At 67.7% G+C, this 18,370-nt stretch carries 18 protein-coding genes; 2 read left to right on the top strand and 16 right to left on the bottom strand.

What is annotated here, in order from left to right; translation table 11 throughout:
- Positions 1-64: 64 nt before the first annotated feature.
- Genes MUU56_RS20425 through MUU56_RS20410 form a run of 4 tightly spaced genes read right to left on the bottom strand, consistent with a single transcriptional unit; the run spans position 65 to position 3,672 of the window.
- Entirely contained in the window at positions 65-799 is a 735-nt protein-coding gene (locus MUU56_RS20425; RefSeq protein WP_244769120.1) for an SDR family NAD(P)-dependent oxidoreductase, read from the bottom strand.
- Positions 799-1,644 (bottom strand): ABC transporter permease, encoded by an 846-nt coding sequence (locus tag MUU56_RS20420; RefSeq protein WP_244769119.1) that lies wholly within the window; start codon positions 1,642-1,644, stop codon positions 799-801. The genes MUU56_RS20425 and MUU56_RS20420 overlap by 1 nt, the downstream gene beginning before the upstream one ends.
- A 3-nt stretch (positions 1,645-1,647) precedes the next feature.
- Positions 1,648-2,553: an ABC transporter permease gene (locus MUU56_RS20415; RefSeq protein WP_064333784.1), complete on the bottom strand. Its 906-nt coding sequence runs from the start codon at positions 2,551-2,553 to the stop codon at positions 1,648-1,650.
- 45 nt (positions 2,554-2,598) lie between these two features.
- Positions 2,599-3,672, bottom strand: coding sequence for an ABC transporter ATP-binding protein (locus tag MUU56_RS20410; RefSeq protein ID WP_244769118.1), 1,074 nt, complete (start codon positions 3,670-3,672; stop codon positions 2,599-2,601).
- A 551-nt stretch (positions 3,673-4,223) separates the two neighbouring features.
- Between MUU56_RS20410 and MUU56_RS20405 the strand changes: the two genes are divergently transcribed.
- Entirely contained in the window at positions 4,224-5,234 is a 1,011-nt protein-coding gene (locus MUU56_RS20405) for a GntR family transcriptional regulator (RefSeq protein WP_133034877.1), read from the top strand.
- A gap of 326 nt (positions 5,235-5,560) precedes the next feature.
- Here MUU56_RS20405 and MUU56_RS20400 read toward each other — a convergent pair whose 3' ends face one another.
- From MUU56_RS20400 to MUU56_RS20380, 5 genes are read right to left on the bottom strand one after another with little or no spacing between them, the layout of a single operon-like run.
- Positions 5,561-6,532 carry a 5-oxoprolinase subunit C family protein gene (locus tag MUU56_RS20400; RefSeq protein ID WP_244769117.1) on the bottom strand — a complete coding sequence of 324 codons (972 nt, stop codon included), beginning with the start codon at positions 6,530-6,532 and terminating at the stop codon, positions 5,561-5,563.
- Positions 6,522-7,397, bottom strand: a complete 876-nt coding sequence (locus MUU56_RS20395) for a 5-oxoprolinase subunit B family protein (protein ID WP_244769116.1) — start codon at positions 7,395-7,397, stop codon at positions 6,522-6,524. The genes MUU56_RS20400 and MUU56_RS20395 overlap by 11 nt, the downstream gene beginning before the upstream one ends.
- Entirely contained in the window at positions 7,397-8,782 is a 1,386-nt protein-coding gene (locus tag MUU56_RS20390; RefSeq protein WP_244769115.1) for an acetyl-CoA carboxylase biotin carboxylase subunit, read from the bottom strand. The genes MUU56_RS20395 and MUU56_RS20390 overlap by 1 nt, the downstream gene beginning before the upstream one ends.
- On the bottom strand, positions 8,779-9,021 hold the full coding sequence (locus MUU56_RS20385) for an acetyl-CoA carboxylase (protein ID WP_244769114.1): 243 nt from the start codon (positions 9,019-9,021) through the stop codon (positions 8,779-8,781). The genes MUU56_RS20390 and MUU56_RS20385 overlap by 4 nt, the downstream gene beginning before the upstream one ends.
- A 23-nt stretch (positions 9,022-9,044) precedes the next feature.
- On the bottom strand, positions 9,045-9,821 hold the full coding sequence (locus tag MUU56_RS20380) for a 5-oxoprolinase subunit PxpA (RefSeq protein ID WP_244769113.1): 777 nt from the start codon (positions 9,819-9,821) through the stop codon (positions 9,045-9,047).
- A gap of 255 nt (positions 9,822-10,076) precedes the next feature.
- Between MUU56_RS20380 and MUU56_RS20375 the strand changes: the two genes are divergently transcribed.
- Positions 10,077-10,979 carry a LysR family transcriptional regulator gene (locus MUU56_RS20375; protein ID WP_064333776.1) on the top strand — a complete coding sequence of 301 codons (903 nt, stop codon included), beginning with the start codon at positions 10,077-10,079 and terminating at the stop codon, positions 10,977-10,979.
- 39 nt (positions 10,980-11,018) lie between these two features.
- On the opposite strand, the gene MUU56_RS20370 is transcribed toward MUU56_RS20375, so the two are convergent.
- The 7 genes from MUU56_RS20370 to MUU56_RS20340 form a co-directional block, all read right to left on the bottom strand.
- Positions 11,019-12,071 (bottom strand): sulfate/molybdate ABC transporter ATP-binding protein, encoded by a 1,053-nt coding sequence (locus MUU56_RS20370; protein WP_244769112.1) that lies wholly within the window; start codon positions 12,069-12,071, stop codon positions 11,019-11,021.
- 18 nt (positions 12,072-12,089) lie between these two features.
- Positions 12,090-12,950, bottom strand: coding sequence for a sulfate ABC transporter permease subunit CysW (gene cysW, locus MUU56_RS20365; RefSeq protein ID WP_244769111.1), 861 nt, complete (start codon positions 12,948-12,950; stop codon positions 12,090-12,092).
- Positions 12,940-13,803 carry a sulfate ABC transporter permease subunit CysT gene (gene cysT / locus MUU56_RS20360; protein ID WP_244769110.1) on the bottom strand — a complete coding sequence of 288 codons (864 nt, stop codon included), beginning with the start codon at positions 13,801-13,803 and terminating at the stop codon, positions 12,940-12,942. The genes cysW and cysT overlap by 11 nt, the downstream gene beginning before the upstream one ends.
- 5 nt (positions 13,804-13,808) lie before the next feature.
- Positions 13,809-14,834 carry a sulfate ABC transporter substrate-binding protein gene (locus MUU56_RS20355; protein WP_244769109.1) on the bottom strand — a complete coding sequence of 342 codons (1,026 nt, stop codon included), beginning with the start codon at positions 14,832-14,834 and terminating at the stop codon, positions 13,809-13,811.
- 243 nt (positions 14,835-15,077) lie between these two features.
- Positions 15,078-16,391, bottom strand: coding sequence for an FAD/NAD(P)-binding protein (locus MUU56_RS20350; protein ID WP_244769108.1), 1,314 nt, complete (start codon positions 16,389-16,391; stop codon positions 15,078-15,080).
- A 69-nt stretch (positions 16,392-16,460) separates the two neighbouring features.
- Positions 16,461-16,925 (bottom strand): RrF2 family transcriptional regulator, encoded by a 465-nt coding sequence (locus tag MUU56_RS20345; RefSeq protein ID WP_244769107.1) that lies wholly within the window; start codon positions 16,923-16,925, stop codon positions 16,461-16,463.
- Positions 16,926-16,991: 66 nt separating this feature from the next.
- On the bottom strand, positions 16,992-18,347 hold the full coding sequence (locus tag MUU56_RS20340; protein WP_244769106.1) for an FAD/NAD(P)-binding protein: 1,356 nt from the start codon (positions 18,345-18,347) through the stop codon (positions 16,992-16,994).
- Positions 18,348-18,370 lie beyond the last annotated feature (23 nt).

The following is an 18,370-nucleotide window of genomic DNA, read 5'->3' as shown; positions in this document are numbered from 1 at the left end:
CTCCCCGTGGGGGAGAAGGGGAGGTGCGGCGACCGGTCCATCCGATGGGCAAGCGTCGTCGGGGTCACAGCATCACGTCCCCGCTGTTCGGCCCGAGCGTCTGCCCGACGAAGAGGCTGGCGGCGGGGGATGCGAGGAAGGCGACGGTCTCGGCCACCTCCTCCGGCTCGCCGAAGCGGCCGAGCGGCAGGCCCGCCCGCTTGGCGGCCCGCCAGTCCTCCGAAAGCTGCATGACGAGCGGCGTGTTGATCGGGCCGGGCGCGACGGCGTTGACCCGTACCCCGCGGGCGGAAACCTCGCGGGCGAGCGCCTTGGTCATGCCGATGATCGCGGCCTTGGCGCCGGAATAGTGCACGAGCTCGACGCCGCCGATCTGGCCGAGCTGCGAGGCGACGTTGACGATGCCGCCCGCCCCGGCGGAGAGCATCGCCGGCAGCACGGCCCTGGTCATCAGGAAGGTGCCGCGCACATGCACGGCGAACATGCGGTCGAAATCGCGGACATCGAGGTTCTCGAACAGCGCCTGATGGGCGATGCCGGCATTGTTGACGAGCAGCGTGACATCGCCATGCGCCGCGACGGCGGCAAGATGGATGGCCGCGACATCCGCCTCGCCGGAGACATCGCCCGCCACCGCGACGGCCTTGCCGCCCGTCGCGCGGATCTCGTCCGCCACCGCCTCGGCGCGCTCGGGCGAGAGGTCGTTGACCGTCACGGCGTAACCGTCCGCCGCGAGCTTTCGCGCGATGGCGCGGCCGATGCCGGAGCCTGCGCCGGTGATAAGAGCAGCGCCCGCCATCACGCCTCCTCCTGGATCGCCATGCGCTTGGCGCGGCGCACCGACAGGCCCATCAGCACGGCATAGGTGCCGAGCAGCGCGAAGGAGAACAGCGTGGTCAGCACGCCGAAGGCGAAGACGTTCGGATGCACTTCCACCGAGAAGGTGCCGTAGATGGCGAGCGGCAGCGTCAGGTCCCGGCCCGAGGCGAAGAGCGTGCGCGAGAACTCGTCGTAGGAGAGCGTGAAGGCGAAGAGCATGGCCGAGAGAACGCCGGGGAAGATCAGCGGGAAGGTGATCTTGCGGAAGGTGCGCGCCGGGGTGACGCCGAGCGACCAGGCGGCCTCCTCCACGCTCGGATCGAAGCGGTTGAAGATCGCCAGCATGACGAGGAAGGCGAAGGGGAAGGTGTAGACGACATGCAGCACGAAGGCCGTGCCCCACCAGTGGCGGTCGACGCCGAGCGTGTTGGCGACCAGCGCCATGCCGAGGCCGACGAGCACGCCGGGCACCATCATGCCGAGCACGATGAGATAGAAGACGACGCCCGAGCCGCGGAACCTCTTGCGGAACGCCTGGGCGGCGGTGACGCCGAGCACGGTCGAGACGATCATCGTCATGACGGCGAGCGCCAGCGAGCGCACCAGCGCCTGTTCGATCGGCAGCGGCGCGATGCGCGAGGGCGGGGTGAGGCCGAAGAGGTGCTTGTACCAGTAGGTCGACCATTCGATGATCGGGAACTGCGGCCCGCCTTCCGGCCCGGTCTGGAAGGAGAGGATGGCGAGCACGGCGAGCGGGCCGTAGAGGAAGACGATGAACAGCGTCGTATAGAGGCCGAGGCCGAGCTTGATGCCGGAAGCGTTCATGGCTCAGAGCTCCTTCCTGAGATCGACGACCCGGAGCAGCGCGGCGACGACCGCGCCCATCAGGATGGTCAGCACCACGCCGGCAACCGCGGCGAAGGCCCATTTCAGCGACCCCACCTGGGTGACGATGATGTTGCCGAGGAGGTTGACCTTGCGGCCGGAAAGCGCGGCCGAGGTGGCGAACTCGCCGAGCACCATCACGGAGACGAAGATCGCGCCCACCACCACGCCCGGCATGGAGAGCGGCAGGATGATGGTTCTGAAAATCCGCCAGAAGCTCGCCCCGAGATCCTGCGCCGCCTCGATGACGGAAGGGTCGATGCGGCCGAGCATGAAGGCGATCGGCCCGACCATGAAGACGCAGTAGATCTGCGTCATGCCGATGATGACGGAGAGCTCGGAGAACAGCAGCACCTCGATCGGCTGGGTGACGATGCCGAGCTTCATCAGGATCATGTTGATCGCGCCCTCCTTGCCGAGCATCGGCCGCCAGGCGAGCACGCGGATGAGGAAGGAGGTCCAGAACGGGATGACGCAGAGCACCAGGAGTGCCGTCGAGAGCGTCTTGTTCTTGACGAAGAGCCCGACGAAGAGCGCCGCCGGATAGCCGACGAGGAGGGTGGAGACGAGCACGATCAGCCAGATGCGGACCGTCGTCCAGAGTGCGCCGAGATAGGTGTCGGAGGAGAAGAAGGTGATCCAGCTCTTCAGCGTCAGCGTCGGCTCGATCTTGAAGGTGGTCTGCGTCCAGAAGGAGACGTAGACCATCATCAGGATGGGCGCCACGAGGAAGAGCAGCATCCACAGGACGCCGGGGGCGAGCAGCCAATAGGTGCGGTCCGGCTGCCTGCGGGTGGAAGGCGCCGCCGTTTCGACGGGCGTGTCATGGCTGGTGGCGGCCATCGTCATCTCTCATTCTCCGGGTGGACAGGGGCGGGACCGGCGACGGGGTTCTCAAACGAAGACAAGGGCGTCCTCCCGTTTCCAGACGAGGGCGTAGCGGGCCTTCTCCTCGAAGGCCTCGGGCGCGGCATGGCTGAGATGCGTCTCCACCTCGAAGACGCGGCCGTCGTCGAGCGTGAAGAAGGAGTTGATCGCCGCACCGGAATACTCGCTGGCGACGAAGCTCGCCTCGATGCGCACCTCGTCGCCAGCGGCCGCCGCATCCCTCGGGCGGATCGCAACACGGTCGTAGCGGATGGCGTAGGCCGGCCTGCCGGATGCCTGGCGCACCCCGCCGAGCGCCAGGCGGCCGACGGGGCTCTCGAAGACATCGCCCGAGACCGCGCCGGAAAAGATGTTGTAGCAATTGAGGAAACGCGCGACGTCGGCGGAGGCCGGGCGACTGTAGAGCGTGCCGGCATCCGTCGCTTGCGCGATGCGGCCGCGGTCGAGCACCAGCACGGTGTCGCCCATGGCGAGCGCCTCGCTCTCCGAGCCGGTGACGTGGAGGAAGGTGACGCCGCAGCGCTCGCGGATGGTGCGGAGCTCCCCGCGCATGCGCGTGCGCAGGTTGGCGTCGAGCGCGCCGAGCGGCTCGTCGAGCAGCACCATGCTCGGCTCCGTCACCAGCGTGCGGGCGAGCGCCACGCGCTGCTTCTGGCCGCCGGAGATCTGCGTGACCGCGCGATCTTCGAGGCCCGTGAGCCCGACGAGGCCGATCATGTCGCGCACCCGGGCGGCGACGGCCTTCGCGTCCGTCACCGGGGCGACGGCGCGGTTCTCGAGGCCGAAGGCGATGTTCTGCGCGACGCTCAGATGCGGAAAGAGCGCGAAATTCTGGAAGACGAAGCCGATGCCGCGCTCATGCGGCGGCACGCCGTCGATGCGCCTGCCGGCAAAGAGGATCTCCCCGCCGTCCGGCTGCTCGAAGCCGGCGATGACGCGCAGCAGCGTCGTCTTGCCCGAGCCCGACGGCCCGAGCAGCGAGACATAGGAATTGTCCATGAGCGCCGCATCGACGCCCGCAAGCGCCGGCACGCCGGCAAAGGCCTTGTGCACATTCTTCAATTGGAGGACGGCTGACACCTTCGTTCCCACCAGTTCCGGCCAGGACCCTCGGCGCACGGGGCTCCGCACCCCCGGGCACGAAGAGGCCTTCGGAGAGGGCAAGAGGCTCCCGTTCGCGCATCGGTCAGATGCACGGCGCAGCGTCGATCCTGAGCATTTCGTTTTGTTCCACTGCCGACGCCTCTTCCGGGCGCCTTGTTGTCAAAACCATGGCATAAATGATTTTTGTATTCAATAGACTTTTTAGAAATTTCTATCGCGGGGCCGTCCCGGCCTTTTGCTCATGAATTTCCGGCCGCGGAGACGTCGTCTTCGCACCAGGACTTCCCACGTCTTCTGGCGAATTTCCGCGCATTATGCGCAAAATTCACCGCTTTCGCCAATAAATTCGGCGGCCGGACCGCCATGGCGGCGCGACCAGCGATAGCGCGCCCTCCTCTTTCACGCTCGAAGAACCGTCTAGGCTATCTTCAAATTTTGTATTCAATAATCATTTATGCCATCCTTTCCTTGCGGCGGAGAATGCGGCAGAGTGCTGCCCTCCACGAGGCCGACGGATCAGGGACCCCATGAAGGACGAGCAGGCAGCCACCGGCACCCAGCGACGCTATGCGATCGCCGAGGACGTGCTGCGCAGCAATATCGAGGCGGGCACGCTGCCGCCCGGCCTGGTGCTCCTGGAAGGCCCGATCGCCGACATCCTGCAGACCTCGCGCGCGCCGGTGCAAAGGGCGCTGCAGGCGCTGGAGGCGGAGGGGCTGGTGCACCGCTTTTCCGGCCGCGGCTTCCTGGTCGGCCCGCCGGGCGCCGGCATCGAGCCGAACCGCACGGACATCAAGGCGCTCGGGCTCATCGTGCCGCGCCATGCGGACGAGGCGCTGCAAAGCCGCTCCTCCTGGGAGCGCATCTACAACCAGGTCGAGGCGGACGTCGCCGGCTGCGTGGTGTTCGGCCGCTACCGCATCATCGAGATGGAGCTCGCCACCCATTTCAACGTCAGCCGCACCGTGGTGCGCGACGTGCTGACGCGCCTGCGCGAGCGGGGGCTCGTGCGCAAGAACCAGAGCTCGCACTGGATCGCCGGGCCGCTCACCGCCCAGACGGTGAAAGACCATTTCGTGCTGCGCACCATGCTGGAGCCGCCGGCGATCCGCCTTGGCGCGCGGGCCGTCAACCAGGCGCGGCTGGAGGCGCTGCTGAAGCGCCTGCGCGCCGCCGAGGAGGCGAGCGCCGCCGGCTCCCTGCGCGAAAGCGAGGCGATCCAGACCGAATTCATCGAATGCTGCGTGCTCGCCGCGCCCAACGAGCGGCTGAAGGATCTCGTGCGCAACAACCTCCTGCCCGTCACGGCCACCGACCGGCTGCTGCGCCGCCTCGGCCTGCCGGGCGATCCCGCGATCATCACGGAGCTGCGGCTGGTCGGCGAGCTTCTGCTGCGCGGGGCGACGGAGGCGGCCGTCTCGATGATGGAGACCCATCTGGAGGCCTCGCTGAACCGCACCATCGCCCAGATGAAGATCGTCGCGATCATCCCCGGGCCGGGCGTCACGGCAGCGTATCTGACGCCCGTGCTGGATTGAGAAGCAGCGGATCGCAGGGTGGCCGCCCGCCCCTTGGGAAGAGGCTGGATCATGCCATCCACCCCCCTCTGGCCTGCCGGCCATCTCCCCCTCAAGGGGGGAGATCGGCAAGAGGCGAAAACCTTGCGCAACCAGCAACTTTGGAGATTGGCGGAACGGTGCCCCATCCAATCTCCCCCCTTGAGGGGGAGATGGCCGGCAGGCCAGAGGGGGGTGCCTCGTAACGCCACGACCAGGCCGCCCTCGCTGCATGGACAATGACCCCGCCCCGCCGGGCGGGCCATGTCTCGTCCTGAGCGCGGTGGCCGGTCGCATCGCCCCTCCCCCTATGCCAGCGCTTCGCGCAGCTGCGCGAGGCTCGCCTGCCGGGCCTTCCGGGCCGCCAGCGCCTCCTCCATCGTCACCTTGACGAAACGGGTCGGCGTGTGGGGCTGGAGCTGGCCGATCAGGTCCATGTCGGCGGAGATGACCGTGCCGACCATGAAATAGCCGCCGCCGGAGACGGCGTCGCGATGCAGGATGATCGGCTCCGTGCCGCCGGGCACCTGGATCGAGCCATAGGGATAGCAGCTGTCGACGATGTTCGACGGATCGGAACCCGCCCCGAAGGGCTGGTCGCGCGCGACGAAATCCAGCTTGCGCCCGCCCTTGAAGCGATAACCCATGCGGTCGGCCTCGTTCGCCACCTTCCATTCGTCGGCGAAGAAGTTCTCCTGCGACGCCTCGGTCAGGCGATGCCAGTAGAGGCCCGGCACGACGCGCAGCGCCGCCGGCAGGCCCGGCGTGCGGCGCAGCGCCTCGGGCACCGTTCTTCCCTCGCTGGAAAGGCTTGCCTTCCCGACCGGCAATTCGTCGCCCGCGGCAAGCGGCCGGCCCTTGTAGCCGCCGAGCGCGCCGATCGGATAGGTCGAGCGGCTGCCGAGCGCTTCCGGCACATCGATGCCGCCGGAGACCGCGATCAAGATGCGCGCGCCGGACTTCAGGAAGTCGAAGGTCAGCGTCTGGCCCGCCTTCACCTTGAAGGCCGTCCAGCCGGGCTGGACAACACTGTCCACCTTGGCCGGCATGTCCGCACCTGTGACGGCGACCAGCGCATCCTCGGTGAATTCCAGCTTGGGGCCGATGAAGACGGCCTCGAGCCCTGCCGCGCCCTCGTCATTGCCGACCAGCAAATTCGCCGCGCGCATGGCGAAACGGTCCATCGCCCCGCCGACGGGGATGCCGAGGTGGAAATAGCCGGGCCGGCCGAGATCCTGGACGGTGGTCGCAAGACCGTGGTGGAGAACCTTAATGGCCATGGAGCATGCCCTCCAGCTTGGCGTTGGTGCCGTCGATATCCTTCTGGAAGTCCCGGAGGTCGAACCGCACCTCGCGGATGGGCGGGGCGAAACGGCCCCGGTCGACATCCTCCACCGCCTGGTCATAGGCGTCGCGATCGATCGGCTTGAACTTGACGATGTCGCCGGGGCGGAAGAAGACCATGAAATCGCGGAGATAACTGGTCGTCTGCGCCGGGTCGAAGATCGGCATGGGCGTGATGCCGAACATCTGGTAGCCGCCCGCCCCGCGCACCGAATAGATGCAGCCGAAGCAGCCGCCATGGCCGACCGTCAGCCTCGGCGTGTCCGTGCGCGGCCGCAGGTATTTCGGCACCTGGATCTGCCGCTTTCGCTCGACCATCTGGTACATGAAGGGCAGGCCCGCGACGAAGCCGACCATGGAGACGAACCAGGGCGAGCCGGAATGCGCGGCGACGAAATCCTCGACCGAGCCGTAGCCGTTGATGCGCGCGGCATAGTCGAGGTCGGTGCCCGACGGGTCCTGGTGGCGCTCGCGAAAGCGCATCAGCGTCTCGTGCGTCCAGGGATCGTTGTAGAAGACGGGGATCTCGACGATGCGGGTCTTCAGCACGGGCTCGGCCTTTTCCGCCGCGCCCTCGATCGCCTTCACTTCCCGCAGGATGTCGTCGGGATGGATGAGGTCGGGATCGAACTTCACCTGAAAGGAGGCGTTGGCCGGGCAGATCTCCGTCACGCCCCTGATGCCGCTCTCGCGCACGCCCTTCGCCATGGAAAGGCTCTTGAAGAAGGCTTCGAGCGACATCTCCTCGCTGCATTCGACGAAGAGGTGCTCGTCGCCGCCAAATGTGTATCGGATGCTCATCAGGCAACCTCCGCAGTCGCGCCGGCCCTTGCGGCGAATTCGGTTTCAAGCCAGTGTTCGAGGAAGCGGGTGTCGAAGGCCCCGCGCCGGACGCTGTCGTCCGCGGCGAGCGCCAGATGCAGCGGGATCGTCGTCGGGATGCCCTCGATCGCCAGCCCCTCCAGCGCGCCCTTCAGCCGTGCGAGGCAAGCCTCGCGCGTCTCGGCCCAGACGACGAGCTTGCCGACGAGCGAATCGTAGAAGGGCGGGATCGTGTAGCCCTCGTAGAGCATCGTATCGAAGCGGATGCCCTCGCCCTCAGGCACGACGAGCCTCGTGATCGTTCCCGGCGCGGGCATGAACCCCCTGGCAGGGTCTTCCGCATTGATGCGGCATTCGATGGCGTGGCCCTCGGCCGCGACATCCGCCTGGCGGATCGACAGCGGCGCGCCGCCGGCGATGCGGATCATCTCCTCGACGAGGTCGATGCCCGTGATCATCTCCGTCACCGGATGTTCGACCTGGATGCGGGTGTTCACCTCGATGAAGTAGAATTCCCGCGTCGCCTCGTCATAGAGATATTCCACCGTGCCGGCGCCGCGATAGCCGACCGCGCGGGCAAGCGCCACGGCACTCTCGCAAAGCCGCGCCCGCACATCCGCCGGCAGCAGGAAGGACGGCGCCTCCTCCCACACCTTCTGGCGGCGGCGCTGCAGCGAGCATTCCCGCTCGAAGCAATGGATGAAGTCCTGCCCGTCGCCGAGGATCTGCACCTCGACATGGCGCGCCCGGGTGATGACCTTCTCCAGATAGAGGCCGCCATCGCCGAAGGCGGCGAGCGCCTCGGCGGAGGCCTGCGGGAAATGGCGCTCCAGGTCGGCAAGGTCGGCCGCGATGCGGATGCCGCGGCCGCCGCCGCCTGCCGCCGCCTTGATCATGATCGGAAAGCCGGTTCTTTCCGCCACGGCCCGCGCTTCCTCAATCGTCGAAAGGCGCCCTGCGCTGCCCGGCACCGTCGGCACGCCGGCCTTCGCCGCGACTTCCCGCGCCGCGACCTTGTCGCCGAGCAGGCGGATCGCGTCGCCCTTCGGGCCGATGAAGACCATGCCCGCCGCCTCGACGGCATCGGCGAAATCGGCATTTTCCGAGAGGAAGCCGTAGCCGGGATGCACCGCATCGACGCCGGCGGCCTTCGCCGCGTCCACCACCGCCGCTATGTTGAGATAGGACTTCTTCGGCGCCGGCGAGCCGATGTCGACGGCGGCATCCGCGAGCTTGACCGCCAGCATATCGGCATCCGCCGCGCTGTGAACCTGCACGGTGTGGATGCCGAGCGCCCTGGCCGCCCGGATGATGCGCACCGCGATCTCGCCGCGGTTGGCAACGAGGATCGAGCGGATGGTCATGCCTCCACCTCGGCGATGACCTGGCCCGCCATGACGGGCTCCTCGTTGTCGACGAGGAAGGTGATGTTCCTGCCCTCGACGCCGGCCGGCACTTCCTGGAAGGTCTTCATCACCTCGATGAGCCCGATCGCATCGCCGCTCGCCACGGCGTCGCCATCCGCCTTGAACGGCGGGACGTCCGGCGAGGATGCCCGGTAGAAGGTGCCCGGCAGGGGCGATCTGATCTCGATCTTGCTCATGGTTCTCTCTCCACTTTATGACGTCAGCGCCCGGCCACGTCCGAGACCGGCGCAATGCGAATGCCCGCCCCCACCAGCGCCTCGCGCATCTGGCGCACGATGTCGAAGGCGCCGAGCGTGTCGGAATGGAAGCAGATGGACTCGAAGTCGATGGCGATGTCGTTCCCCGTCACCGTCCTGACCTTGCCCTCCTTGCAGGCGCGCAGGACCTTGCGGGCGATCGCCGCCGGATCGGGCCGGCCGGCATCGCGGGTAAAGACGATGGAGCCGCTGTCGTCGTAGTCCCGGTCGGCATAGAATTCGCGCACGACCGGCTGGCCGGCCTCCCCGGCCGCGCGCCAGGTGGCCGAGCCGCCCATGCAGAAGATGTAGGCATTCGGCTCGACGGTACGCATGTACTGCACGAAGATCCGCGACAGTTCCGGATTGGCGGCCATCTCCATGTAGAGCGCGCCATGCGGCTTGACGTGCTGCAGGCGCACGCCGTGGCGATGGGCGAATTCCCGGATGGCGCCGACCTGGTAGATGATGTCGTTGACGAGTTCCCGGGCCGTGCCGGCGATCTTGCGGCGGCCAAAACCCTGCAGGTCGTTGTAGCCCGGATGGGCACCGATGCCGACGCCGTGTTCGGCGGCAAGCCGCACGGTCTGGTCCATCAGGTTCGGGTCGCCGGCGTGGAAACCGGCCGCGATATTGGCCGAGCTGATCAGCGGCATCAGGGAGGCATCGTCGGTGTCGCCGACGCGCCAGCGGCCGAAGGCCTCGCCCATGTCGCAATTGATGTCGACGACCTCGCGCACTGTCTCTTCCCTCGCCTGCTTTTCCCGATGGGGAAACGCTAGGTCGTTTTCCGCCTTTTGAAAAATTCTATTTTTCCATATATGAATTCTGAAAATCAGAACCCGTTGCCTCTTTTTGTTGCGGCGCAAAAATATGGGAAATCAAATGGATATGCGCGGAATGCCCGCAATGGCGCGACGTCATGCCCATTTCGATATCGCTCCTTCTGATTTTCCGATACCTTGCCGCAATAAATCAGAAGGGACGGCACAGCCTTGACGATCAGCCTCAGACAGATCCGCTACTTTGTCGCGACGGCCGAGCTCGGGCAGATCTCGCAGGCCGCCGTCGACCTGTCGATCTCGCAGTCCGCGGTGACGACGGCGATCAAGGAGCTGGAGCGCACGGTGGGCGTCGGCCTGTTCCTGCGCACGCCGCACGGCATGGACCTGACGCCCGCCGGCCGGCAGTTCCTGTCGCATGCCTACGAGATCCTGAAGAAGGTCGACGAGGCGGTGCACCTCAATGCCGTCAGCAGCGAGATCGAGGGCACGCTGACGGTCGCGGCGACCTATACGGTCATCGGCTATTTCCTGCCGCTGCATATCGAGCGGCTGCGGCGCCTCTTCCCGAAGCTCGACATCCAGCTCTTCGAGCTCAATCGCGAGTCGATCGAGGAGGGGCTTTTGAGCAACCGCTACGACATGTCCGTGCTGCTCACCTCCAACATCCTCAATCCCGCGCTGGTGACGGAGAAGGTGCTGAGCTCGACGCGCCGCCTCTGGCTGCCGGCGCAGCATCCGCTGCTGCAGGCCGAGACGGTGGGGCTGAAGGAGATCGCGGAGGAACCCTACATCATGCTGACGGTGGACGAGGCGGCGCATTCCGCCCTCAAATACTGGAGCACGACGCCCTACCAGCCCCGCGTCATCCTGCGCACCTCCTCGGTGGAGGCGGTGCGCTCGCTCGTCGCCAACGGCCAGGGCGTGGCGATCCTCTCCGACATGGTGCACCGGCCCTGGTCGCTGGAGGGCCGGCGCATCGAGACGGTCAATATCAGCGATGCCGTGCCCGCCATGGATGTCGGCCTCGCCTGGCGGCGCAACATGGAGCTTTCCCCGCCCATGCTCGCCTTCCGCTCCTATTTCCAGCAGGCCTTCCACCTGCCGGAACGATGAGCGGCCCTTACGGGCATCGCCATGGCCGCCGGGCGGCCTCTATTCCGCGAAGGTCTTCCAGCGCGTCGGGCGGAAGCGGATCGCCGTGCCGGTCGCGGCGGTCGCCTCCAGCGGCACCTCGATCTCGACGTGGTGCGGCGCGCCGGGCTTGCCGATGTCGAGGTCGGCTATGCGGGTGCCGGCGAGGCGGCGCGAGGTGGCGACGCGGCCTTCGAGCGCCGGCGCGGCGGGATCCTCGATGAGGACCACATCCTGCGGGCGGAAGAACAGCGTGCCGGCGCCGGACGCGATGTCGCTGGCGCGCGGGGTGATGCCGAGCGGCGTATCCTGGAAGTGGACCGCGCCATCGGCCACGCGGATCGGCAGGCTGGCGCTGTCGCCGATGAAGGAGAAGACGAAGGGCGAGTTCGGGCGGTCGTAGACATCGTCCGAGGAACCGACCTGCTCGATCGCGCCCTGGCTCATCACCACCACGCGGTCGGCAAGTTCCAGCGCCTCCTCCTGGTCATGGGTGACGAAGACGGTGGTGTGGCCCGTGCGGTCATGGAACTCGCGCAGCCAGCGGCGCAGTTCCTTGCGCACCTTGGCATCGAGCGCGCCGAAGGGCTCGTCGAGCAGCAGCACCTTCGGCTCGATCGCCATGGCGCGGGCGAGCGCGACGCGCTGGCGCTGGCCGCCGGAGAGCTGGTTCGGATAGCGCTTCTCGAGGCCGGAGAGCTGCACCATCTCCAGGAGCTCGCCGACGCGGCGGCGGATTTCCGCCTTATCCGGCCGCTCGCCGCGCGGGCGCACCGTGAGGCCGAAGGCAATGTTGTCGGCGACGGTCATGTGGCGGAAGAGCGCGTAGTGCTGGAAGACGAAGCCGACATGGCGTTCCTGCACCGTCCGGTGCGAGGCGTCCTCGGCGCCGAAATAGATCTTCCCGAGGGTCGGCTGCTCCAGGCCGGCGATGAGGCGCAGGAGCGTCGTCTTGCCGGAGCCGGAGGGACCGAGAAGCGCGATCAGCTCGCCGGAGCGGATGTCGAGCGAGACATCGTTGAGCGCCGGGTATCGGTCGAATTCCTTGCGGATGTTTTTTACACTGACGTCCATACGGGCGTGCCTTTCAGGTCAATGCTTGCGGCCGGCGGCGATTTCCGCGCCGTAGTGAAGTTCGAGCACCGTCTTGACGACGAGCGTGACGAGGGCGAGCGCGGCGAGAAGCGAGGCCACCGCGAAGGCGGCGACGAAGTTGTACTCGTTGTAGAGGATCTCCACATGCAGCGGCATCGTGTTGGTGAGGCCGCGGATATGGCCCGAGACCACCGAGACCGCGCCGAACTCGCCCATGGCGCGCGCATTACAGAGCAGCACGCCGTAGAGCAGGCCCCACTTGATGTTGGGCAGCGTCACGTACCAGAAGGTCTGCCAGCCGGAGGCGCCGAGCGACAGGGCCGCCTCCTCGTCGCCCGTGCCCTGCTCCTGCATCAGCGGGATCAGCTCGCGCGCGACGAAGGGGAAGGTGACGAAGACGGTGGCGAGCACGATGCCCGGCACGGCGAACAGGATCTCGATGCCGTGGCTCTTGAGCCAGGGCCCGAGCGCGCTGCCGGCGCCGAAGAGCAGCACGTAGACGAGGCCTGAAATCACCGGCGAGACGGAGAACGGCAGGTCGATCAGCGTCGTCAGGAACGCCTTGCCCTTGAACTCGAACTTGGCGATGGCCCAGGCCGCCGCCACGCCGAAGACGAGGTTGAGCGGCACGGCGATGCCGGCGACCGTGAGCGTCAGGCGGATCGCGGCCAGCGTATCGGGGTCGTCGAGCGAAGCGAAGAACTCGCCCGCGCCCCTGCGGAAGGCCTCGATGAAGACGGCGACGAGCGGCAGGATGAGGAAGAGCGCCAGGAAGAGGAAGGCGACCGCCATCAGCGTATAGCGTGCGAGCGGCGCCTCCGTCGTCGGGGAGCGCAGGCGAAAGGACTTATGCGCCATGGCCGTACCTCCGGCGGTTCCAGGCCTGGACGAGGTTGATGAACAGCAGCATGGCGAAGGACAGCCCCAGCATGATGGTGGCGATCGCCGCCGCCGCGCCGTAGTTGAACTCTTCCAGGCGGATGACGATGAGCAGCGGCGCGATTTCCGAGACGTAGGGAATGTTGCCCGCGATGAAGATGACCGAGCCGTATTCGCCGACGCCGCGGGCGAAGGCGAGCGCGAATCCCGTCAGGATCGCCGGGGAGAGGCCCGGCAGCAGGATCCGGGAAATGGTCTGGAAGCGGCCGGCGCCGAGCGTCGCGGCCGCCTCCTCCACCTCGCGGTCGATCTCCTCCATGATCGGCTGCACCGTGCGCACCACGAAGGGCAGGCCGATGAAGACGAGCGCGATGACGATGCCGGTCGGGTTGAAGGCCGCCTTGATGCCGAAGAGGTTGAGGATCTGGCCGATCCAGCCGTTCGGCGCATAGAGCGCGGCGAGCGAGATGCCCGCGACGGCCGTCGGCAGCGCGAAGGGCAGGTCGACGATGGCATCGACGATGCGCCGGCCGGGGAACTCGTAGCGCACGATGACCCAGGCGACGATGACGCCGAAGACCACATTGACGAGCGCGGCGATGAAGGCCGTGCCGAAGGAGACCTTCAGCGCATTGAGGGTGCGCTGGTCCGAGAGGATGGCGAGGAATTCCGCGCCCGATAGCCCGGCCGAACGCCAGACGAGGCCGGCGAGCGGGATGAGGATGATGAGGGTCAGATAGGCGAGCGAAAAACCGAGCGTCAGTCCGAATCCTGGAATGACGCTCGGTTGTCTCAGTCGCCACCGCCCGGAAGCAGCAGCAGAAGTCGTCAAAACTGTTAGTTCCCCGGCTTGTAGATCTGGTCGAAGACGCCGCCGTCACCGAAATGCTCGGGCTGTGCCTTCACCCAGCCGCCGAAGATCGGGTCGTCGATGGTGACCAGCTTAATGTCGGGAAGCTGCTTGAGCAACTCGGGTGCTACCACATCGCGCTTGGACGGGCGATAGTAGTGCTTGGCCGCGATGTTCTGGCCCTCGTCCGAATAGAGGTATTCCAGATAGGCTTCCGCCTGCTTGCGGGTGCCCTTGGCGTCGACATTGCCGTCAACGACGGTGACCGGCGGCTCGGCGAGGATCGAGATCGGCGGCCAGACGATGTCGAAGGAATCCGCACCGAACTCGGCGCCCGCGAGATAGGCCTCGTTCTCCCAGGCAAGCAGCACGTCGCCGATCTGGCGCTGCGCGAAGGTGGTGAGCGAACCGCGTGCACCCGTGTCGAGCACCGGCGCGCGCTTGAAGAGCTCGGCGATATACGCCTTGATCTTGTCCTGGTCGCCGGCAAATTCCTCGTTCGCCCAGGCCCAGGCCGCAAGGTAGTTCCAGCGGGCGCCGCCCGAGGTCTTCGGGTTCGGGGTGACGATCTGCACGTCGTCCTTCACCAGGTCGCCCCAGTTCTGGATGCCCTTGGGGTTGCCCTTGCGCACCAGGAAGACGATGGTCGAGGTGTAGGGCGAGGAATTGTTCGGCAGGCGGGTGCGCCAGTCCTTGGGAATCTTGTCGGTGTTCTCGGCGATCGCGTTGATGTCGCTTTCGAGCGCCAGCGTCACCACGTCGGCTTCCAGGCCGTCGATCACGCCGCGGGCCTGCTTGCCCGAGCCGCCATGCGACTGCTGGATCGTGACGTCCTCGCCGGTCTGCGCCTTCCAGTGCTTGGCGAAGGCCGCGTTGTAATCCTTGTAGAGCTCGCGCGTCGGGTCATAGGAGACGTTGAGCAGCGTCGTTTGTGCGAACGCCCCCGTCACCCCGCCGAGCGCAAGCCCGACACCCACGATCAAAGCCCCGAACCGTTTGGCCAATATCGACATCTCCAACCTCCTTGGATTTCTATCCCACACAAACCCTAGTGAATTAGTAGAGTTAGTCAACAATGCCTCTGCAACTCGCAAAACGGGTTTCAAACAGGCCGGAAGCGCGCAACGGACAACCTGTGGATACCCGCAAGAGCCGAACATTTCATTCCGCTAATCCAACTTCGCACGCAAAATGCATCCACGAAAAACCGCCGTTTCCGCCGCCGCGCCCGACCTTTTTTCGCGGCAGATACGTCTTCAGCGCTGCGAGACGCGGGCAAGGCCCTGCGTCTGGATATCGAGCACGGCCCTGTAGGCCTGCCGCACCGTTTCGGCAAAGGTGAACGGGCCGGGCCGCAGGCTGGAGGCGACGGCGCCCACCACGGACAGGCCGCCCAATACCGCCTCGTGGCTGGCGAGACGGCCGCACTCGTTGACGGTGAGCGCGGCGGCGTCGCGGCCGAGCAGGCCGGCCAGCGCGCGGGCAGACGGCGTCTCGCGGCAATCGATGGTGTTTTCGCCGGAGGATTTCGGATCGCAGGGCGGCACGAAGCGGGTGCGGCCGGTCTCGAACTCGCCGGCGAGGCGGCGGTGGATGTCGCGCGCGATGCGGATGGAGAAGTGCCGGTGCAGGCCGAGGAGATGCCGCCGGTAGTGGTTGCGCTCGGCCTGGGGCAGGTGGCGCCAGACGACGGAAAGGCGGGCGGAGGCGGCATCGACGACGGATTGCCATCCGCCGCCCTGGGCCTCCGCGGCCCTACACTCCCTGCGGATATAGCGGAAGGCGTCCTTCAGGGACCGGGTGGCGGGCGGCACGCCGAGCGTCATGCCGCCCTCGCCGCGGCCATGCGGCTGCGGCAGGCGGCCTGCTGCGGCGGCGACACGGATCTCCCCGGCATAACCGCCCGCCCGAAGGTCGAGCAGGATGGCGGCAAGGCGAGGCCCGTTGCCGACCAGCGTCAGCGGCGGCGGCGCTTCCGCCTGCGACAAGCGCTCGGCGGCGGCCCGCGCGGCGCGCCAGGAGGCGGCCTCGCGCTGGGCGATGCCGAATCCGGTGGCGACGACGACATGGTCGAAGTCGGCATATTCCCCGTCGCGAAAGCCGATGCGCAGGCCCTCCGCGCGCAGGCCGATATGGCGCACGGCGCCGCGGAAGGTGCGGATGCGCACGTCCCGGCGGAGGGCCAGCGCCTCGGCGAAGCGGGCCATGACATAATCGCGGAACAGGCTGCGCGGCACGTGCAGGTCCTGCGCCCCGCGCAACGCCGCGACGGCACCGCCCGAGAACAGGCCCGTTTTCAGCCAGTCGCAGAAATCCTCCGGGCGATCCGGCACGACGGAGAGGTCGCGCGCCGGCTCCGTCGTCAGCGCCCGGCCGGCCGCGCCGTCGGCGAAGGCACCCGGCGCATCCTCGGCATCGATCAGCCAGGCCTCGAAGGGGCGATGGAGCCGCCGCATCAGCGCGATGGCCGTGGCAAGCCCCGACGGTCCGGCGCCGATCACCGCGATGCGCATCACCGGCTGCCCTGCCGGCCGCGCGCCCTCTTCCCCGACGGCCCTTTCGAAGAACATGCGCTGTCCCTTCCCTCACGATGAACCGAGACGCCTGATCGCCATGATAGCGCAGCGTGCGATAATTTTCTACCTTTTTACTAGAATAATTGGCGGCCGCTCGCCGTCCAGCCTGTCGGCGGGGTCGGACAGCACGTCCGCCAGCGTCGTGCCGTCGAGGATTTCGCCGGATGCCACGGCCACTTTCACGAAGACGCGGCGCACGGCGCAAAGCCGCTCGTCGCGGCAATCGGCGCAGCGCCGGTGCCCGCCATCGGCAAGGCAGGCGAGCGGCACGAAGGGGCCTTCCAGGATGCGCAGCACCTCGCCGACGGCGATCTCCTCCGGTGCGCGCAGCAGGTGATAGCCGCCGTGCTGGCCCCGCCGGCTGGCCACGAGGCCGGCATGCTTGAGGTCGAGCAGGATCTGTTCGAGGAACTTCTTCGGGATCGCCTCGCGGGCGGCGATGGTGCCGATCTGCAGGGTCTCGCCCGGGCCGGCGCGCGCCAGCGCGATGAGGGCACGCAGGGCATATTTGGATTTCAGCGCGACCATGGCGTCAGCGGGCCACGCGGTGCGGGCGCGGAACCGGCACGCCGCTCGGGGCGCCGGAGGGCCTCCTCATCCGGCGGCGACCTCGGCATTGATGCGCGCCGCGACCGCGCGCGCCTGGACACGGATATCGGGAACGGCGGTGATCTCCCAGCTATGGCCGGCGGTGAGCGGGCCGAGGGCGTAGAGGCCCGCCGTGCGGGCGCCGTCGCCGGCAAGGACCGCCGCCGCGTCGTCGACGAGGATGCCGAGGCCGTGCGGATCGGGCCGGACGAGGCCACGCTCGGCAAGGCTCGTCAAAAGCGGCGAGGCGGCGACCGTACATCGGTCGAGGCCGGTGCAGTTGACGACCAGATGGGCCGCCAGCGGCGTACCGTCCTTGAGAACGGCGGCAAGCCGGCCGTCCCTGAGACACAGCGCCTCCAGCCGGCCGCGGTGGATGACGAGCTGGCCGGACCGGCGCAGCGCCTCGATCTCCTCGGCGACGGCCGGCGCCATGCGGTGACGGTGGACATTCCAGAAGGAGGCGGCGTGGCGCAGGAAACGGCGGCGCTGGACCGCGCTCCAGCCCTGCCAGAGGGCCTGCGTGACCGGCCTCAGGCCGTCCATGACGGCGCGCCAGTCCGGCGTGGCCGCGGCCTGCCGGCGCAATGCCGCCAGCATGGCGCTGACCTCGCCCCCGCCCGGAACGAGCGCCGTCTCCACAGGATCGGCCCGGCGGGCGAGATGCGGCTGCGGCAGCAGGCCGTGCCGCGACAGGGCATGCATGGTGCCGCGGAAGCCGCGACGCTTCAGCAGCAGCAGCTGGTCGACGGTGGTGAGGCCCGTGCCGACGAAGAGCACGTCCGCATCCGCCGGCAGGCGCTCCCACCAGGCGTCGGCCCAGGGATCCTCCACGACGAAGGGGCGCGCCGCGGCCGGGATCGCCGCCTCCGGCAGCGGCAGGCGGCGCGTGCCGGCACCGGTGCAGAGCGCCGAGACACGGGCGGAAAGCCGCCCGCCGTCGGAAAGCGCGAAGACCAGCCCGCCATCCTGCCCGGCCGCGGCGCCCAGCGCCTCGGCGTCGACGAGGGTGAGCGCGGCGCGGTTGCCGGTGCGCTTCATTGCCTCGTCGAGGCTGTCTCGCACATAGGCGCCGTAGATGCGGCGCGGCACGAAATCCTCGGCCGACCAGGGATAGCCCTGCGCGGCAAGCCAGGCGAGGAAATGGTTCGGCCGGTCGGCGAAAAGGCTCATGCGCCCGGCCGGCACGTTGAGGAGATGGCACTCCGCCTTGGTGGCATAGGCGATGCCCCGCCCCTGCGCGGCCGCCTTGCCGACGAGGCTGATCTTCACTGCGGGGGGCAGCAGGTCGACGAGGTTCAGCGCGAGCGCGACGGCCGAATAGCCCGAACCGATGATGGCCACATCCGTTTCCAGCGTCATGCACTCCCTCCTGCCAGGACCGT

It is taken from the genome of Shinella yambaruensis, assembly GCF_022899355.1.
Classification (GTDB): Bacteria; Pseudomonadota; Alphaproteobacteria; order Rhizobiales; family Rhizobiaceae; genus Shinella; species Shinella yambaruensis.
Note: the sequence above shows the minus strand (reverse complement) of the source record. Positions and strands in the feature narration are given on the sequence as shown.

What these genes read in the sequence shown, in the direction of transcription:
- MUU56_RS20400 (WP_244769117.1), bottom strand. Translation starts at nt 6,532, where the DNA reads ATGGCCATTAAGGTTCTCCACCACGGTCTTGCGACCACCGTCCAGGAT.
- MUU56_RS20345 (WP_244769107.1), bottom strand. Translation starts at nt 16,925, where the DNA reads ATGGTCGCGCTGAAATCCAAATATGCCCTGCGTGCCCTCATCGCGCTG.
- MUU56_RS20340 (WP_244769106.1), bottom strand. Translation starts at nt 18,347, where the DNA reads ATGACGCTGGAAACGGATGTGGCCATCATCGGTTCGGGCTATTCGGCC.
- MUU56_RS20405 (WP_133034877.1), top strand. Translation starts at nt 4,224, where the DNA reads ATGAAGGACGAGCAGGCAGCCACCGGCACCCAGCGACGCTATGCGATC.
- MUU56_RS20425 (WP_244769120.1), bottom strand. Translation starts at nt 799, where the DNA reads ATGGCGGGCGCTGCTCTTATCACCGGCGCAGGCTCCGGCATCGGCCGC.
- MUU56_RS20390 (WP_244769115.1), bottom strand. Translation starts at nt 8,782, where the DNA reads ATGACCATCCGCTCGATCCTCGTTGCCAACCGCGGCGAGATCGCGGTG.
- MUU56_RS20415 (WP_064333784.1), bottom strand. Translation starts at nt 2,553, where the DNA reads ATGACGATGGCCGCCACCAGCCATGACACGCCCGTCGAAACGGCGGCG.
- cysW (WP_244769111.1), bottom strand. Translation starts at nt 12,950, where the DNA reads ATGGCGCATAAGTCCTTTCGCCTGCGCTCCCCGACGACGGAGGCGCCG.
- MUU56_RS20420 (WP_244769119.1), bottom strand. Translation starts at nt 1,644, where the DNA reads ATGAACGCTTCCGGCATCAAGCTCGGCCTCGGCCTCTATACGACGCTG.
- MUU56_RS20355 (WP_244769109.1), bottom strand. Translation starts at nt 14,834, where the DNA reads ATGTCGATATTGGCCAAACGGTTCGGGGCTTTGATCGTGGGTGTCGGG.
- MUU56_RS20395 (WP_244769116.1), bottom strand. Translation starts at nt 7,397, where the DNA reads ATGAGCATCCGATACACATTTGGCGGCGACGAGCACCTCTTCGTCGAA.
- MUU56_RS20385 (WP_244769114.1), bottom strand. Translation starts at nt 9,021, where the DNA reads ATGAGCAAGATCGAGATCAGATCGCCCCTGCCGGGCACCTTCTACCGG.
- MUU56_RS20370 (WP_244769112.1), bottom strand. Translation starts at nt 12,071, where the DNA reads ATGGACGTCAGTGTAAAAAACATCCGCAAGGAATTCGACCGATACCCG.
- MUU56_RS20350 (WP_244769108.1), bottom strand. Translation starts at nt 16,391, where the DNA reads ATGTTCTTCGAAAGGGCCGTCGGGGAAGAGGGCGCGCGGCCGGCAGGG.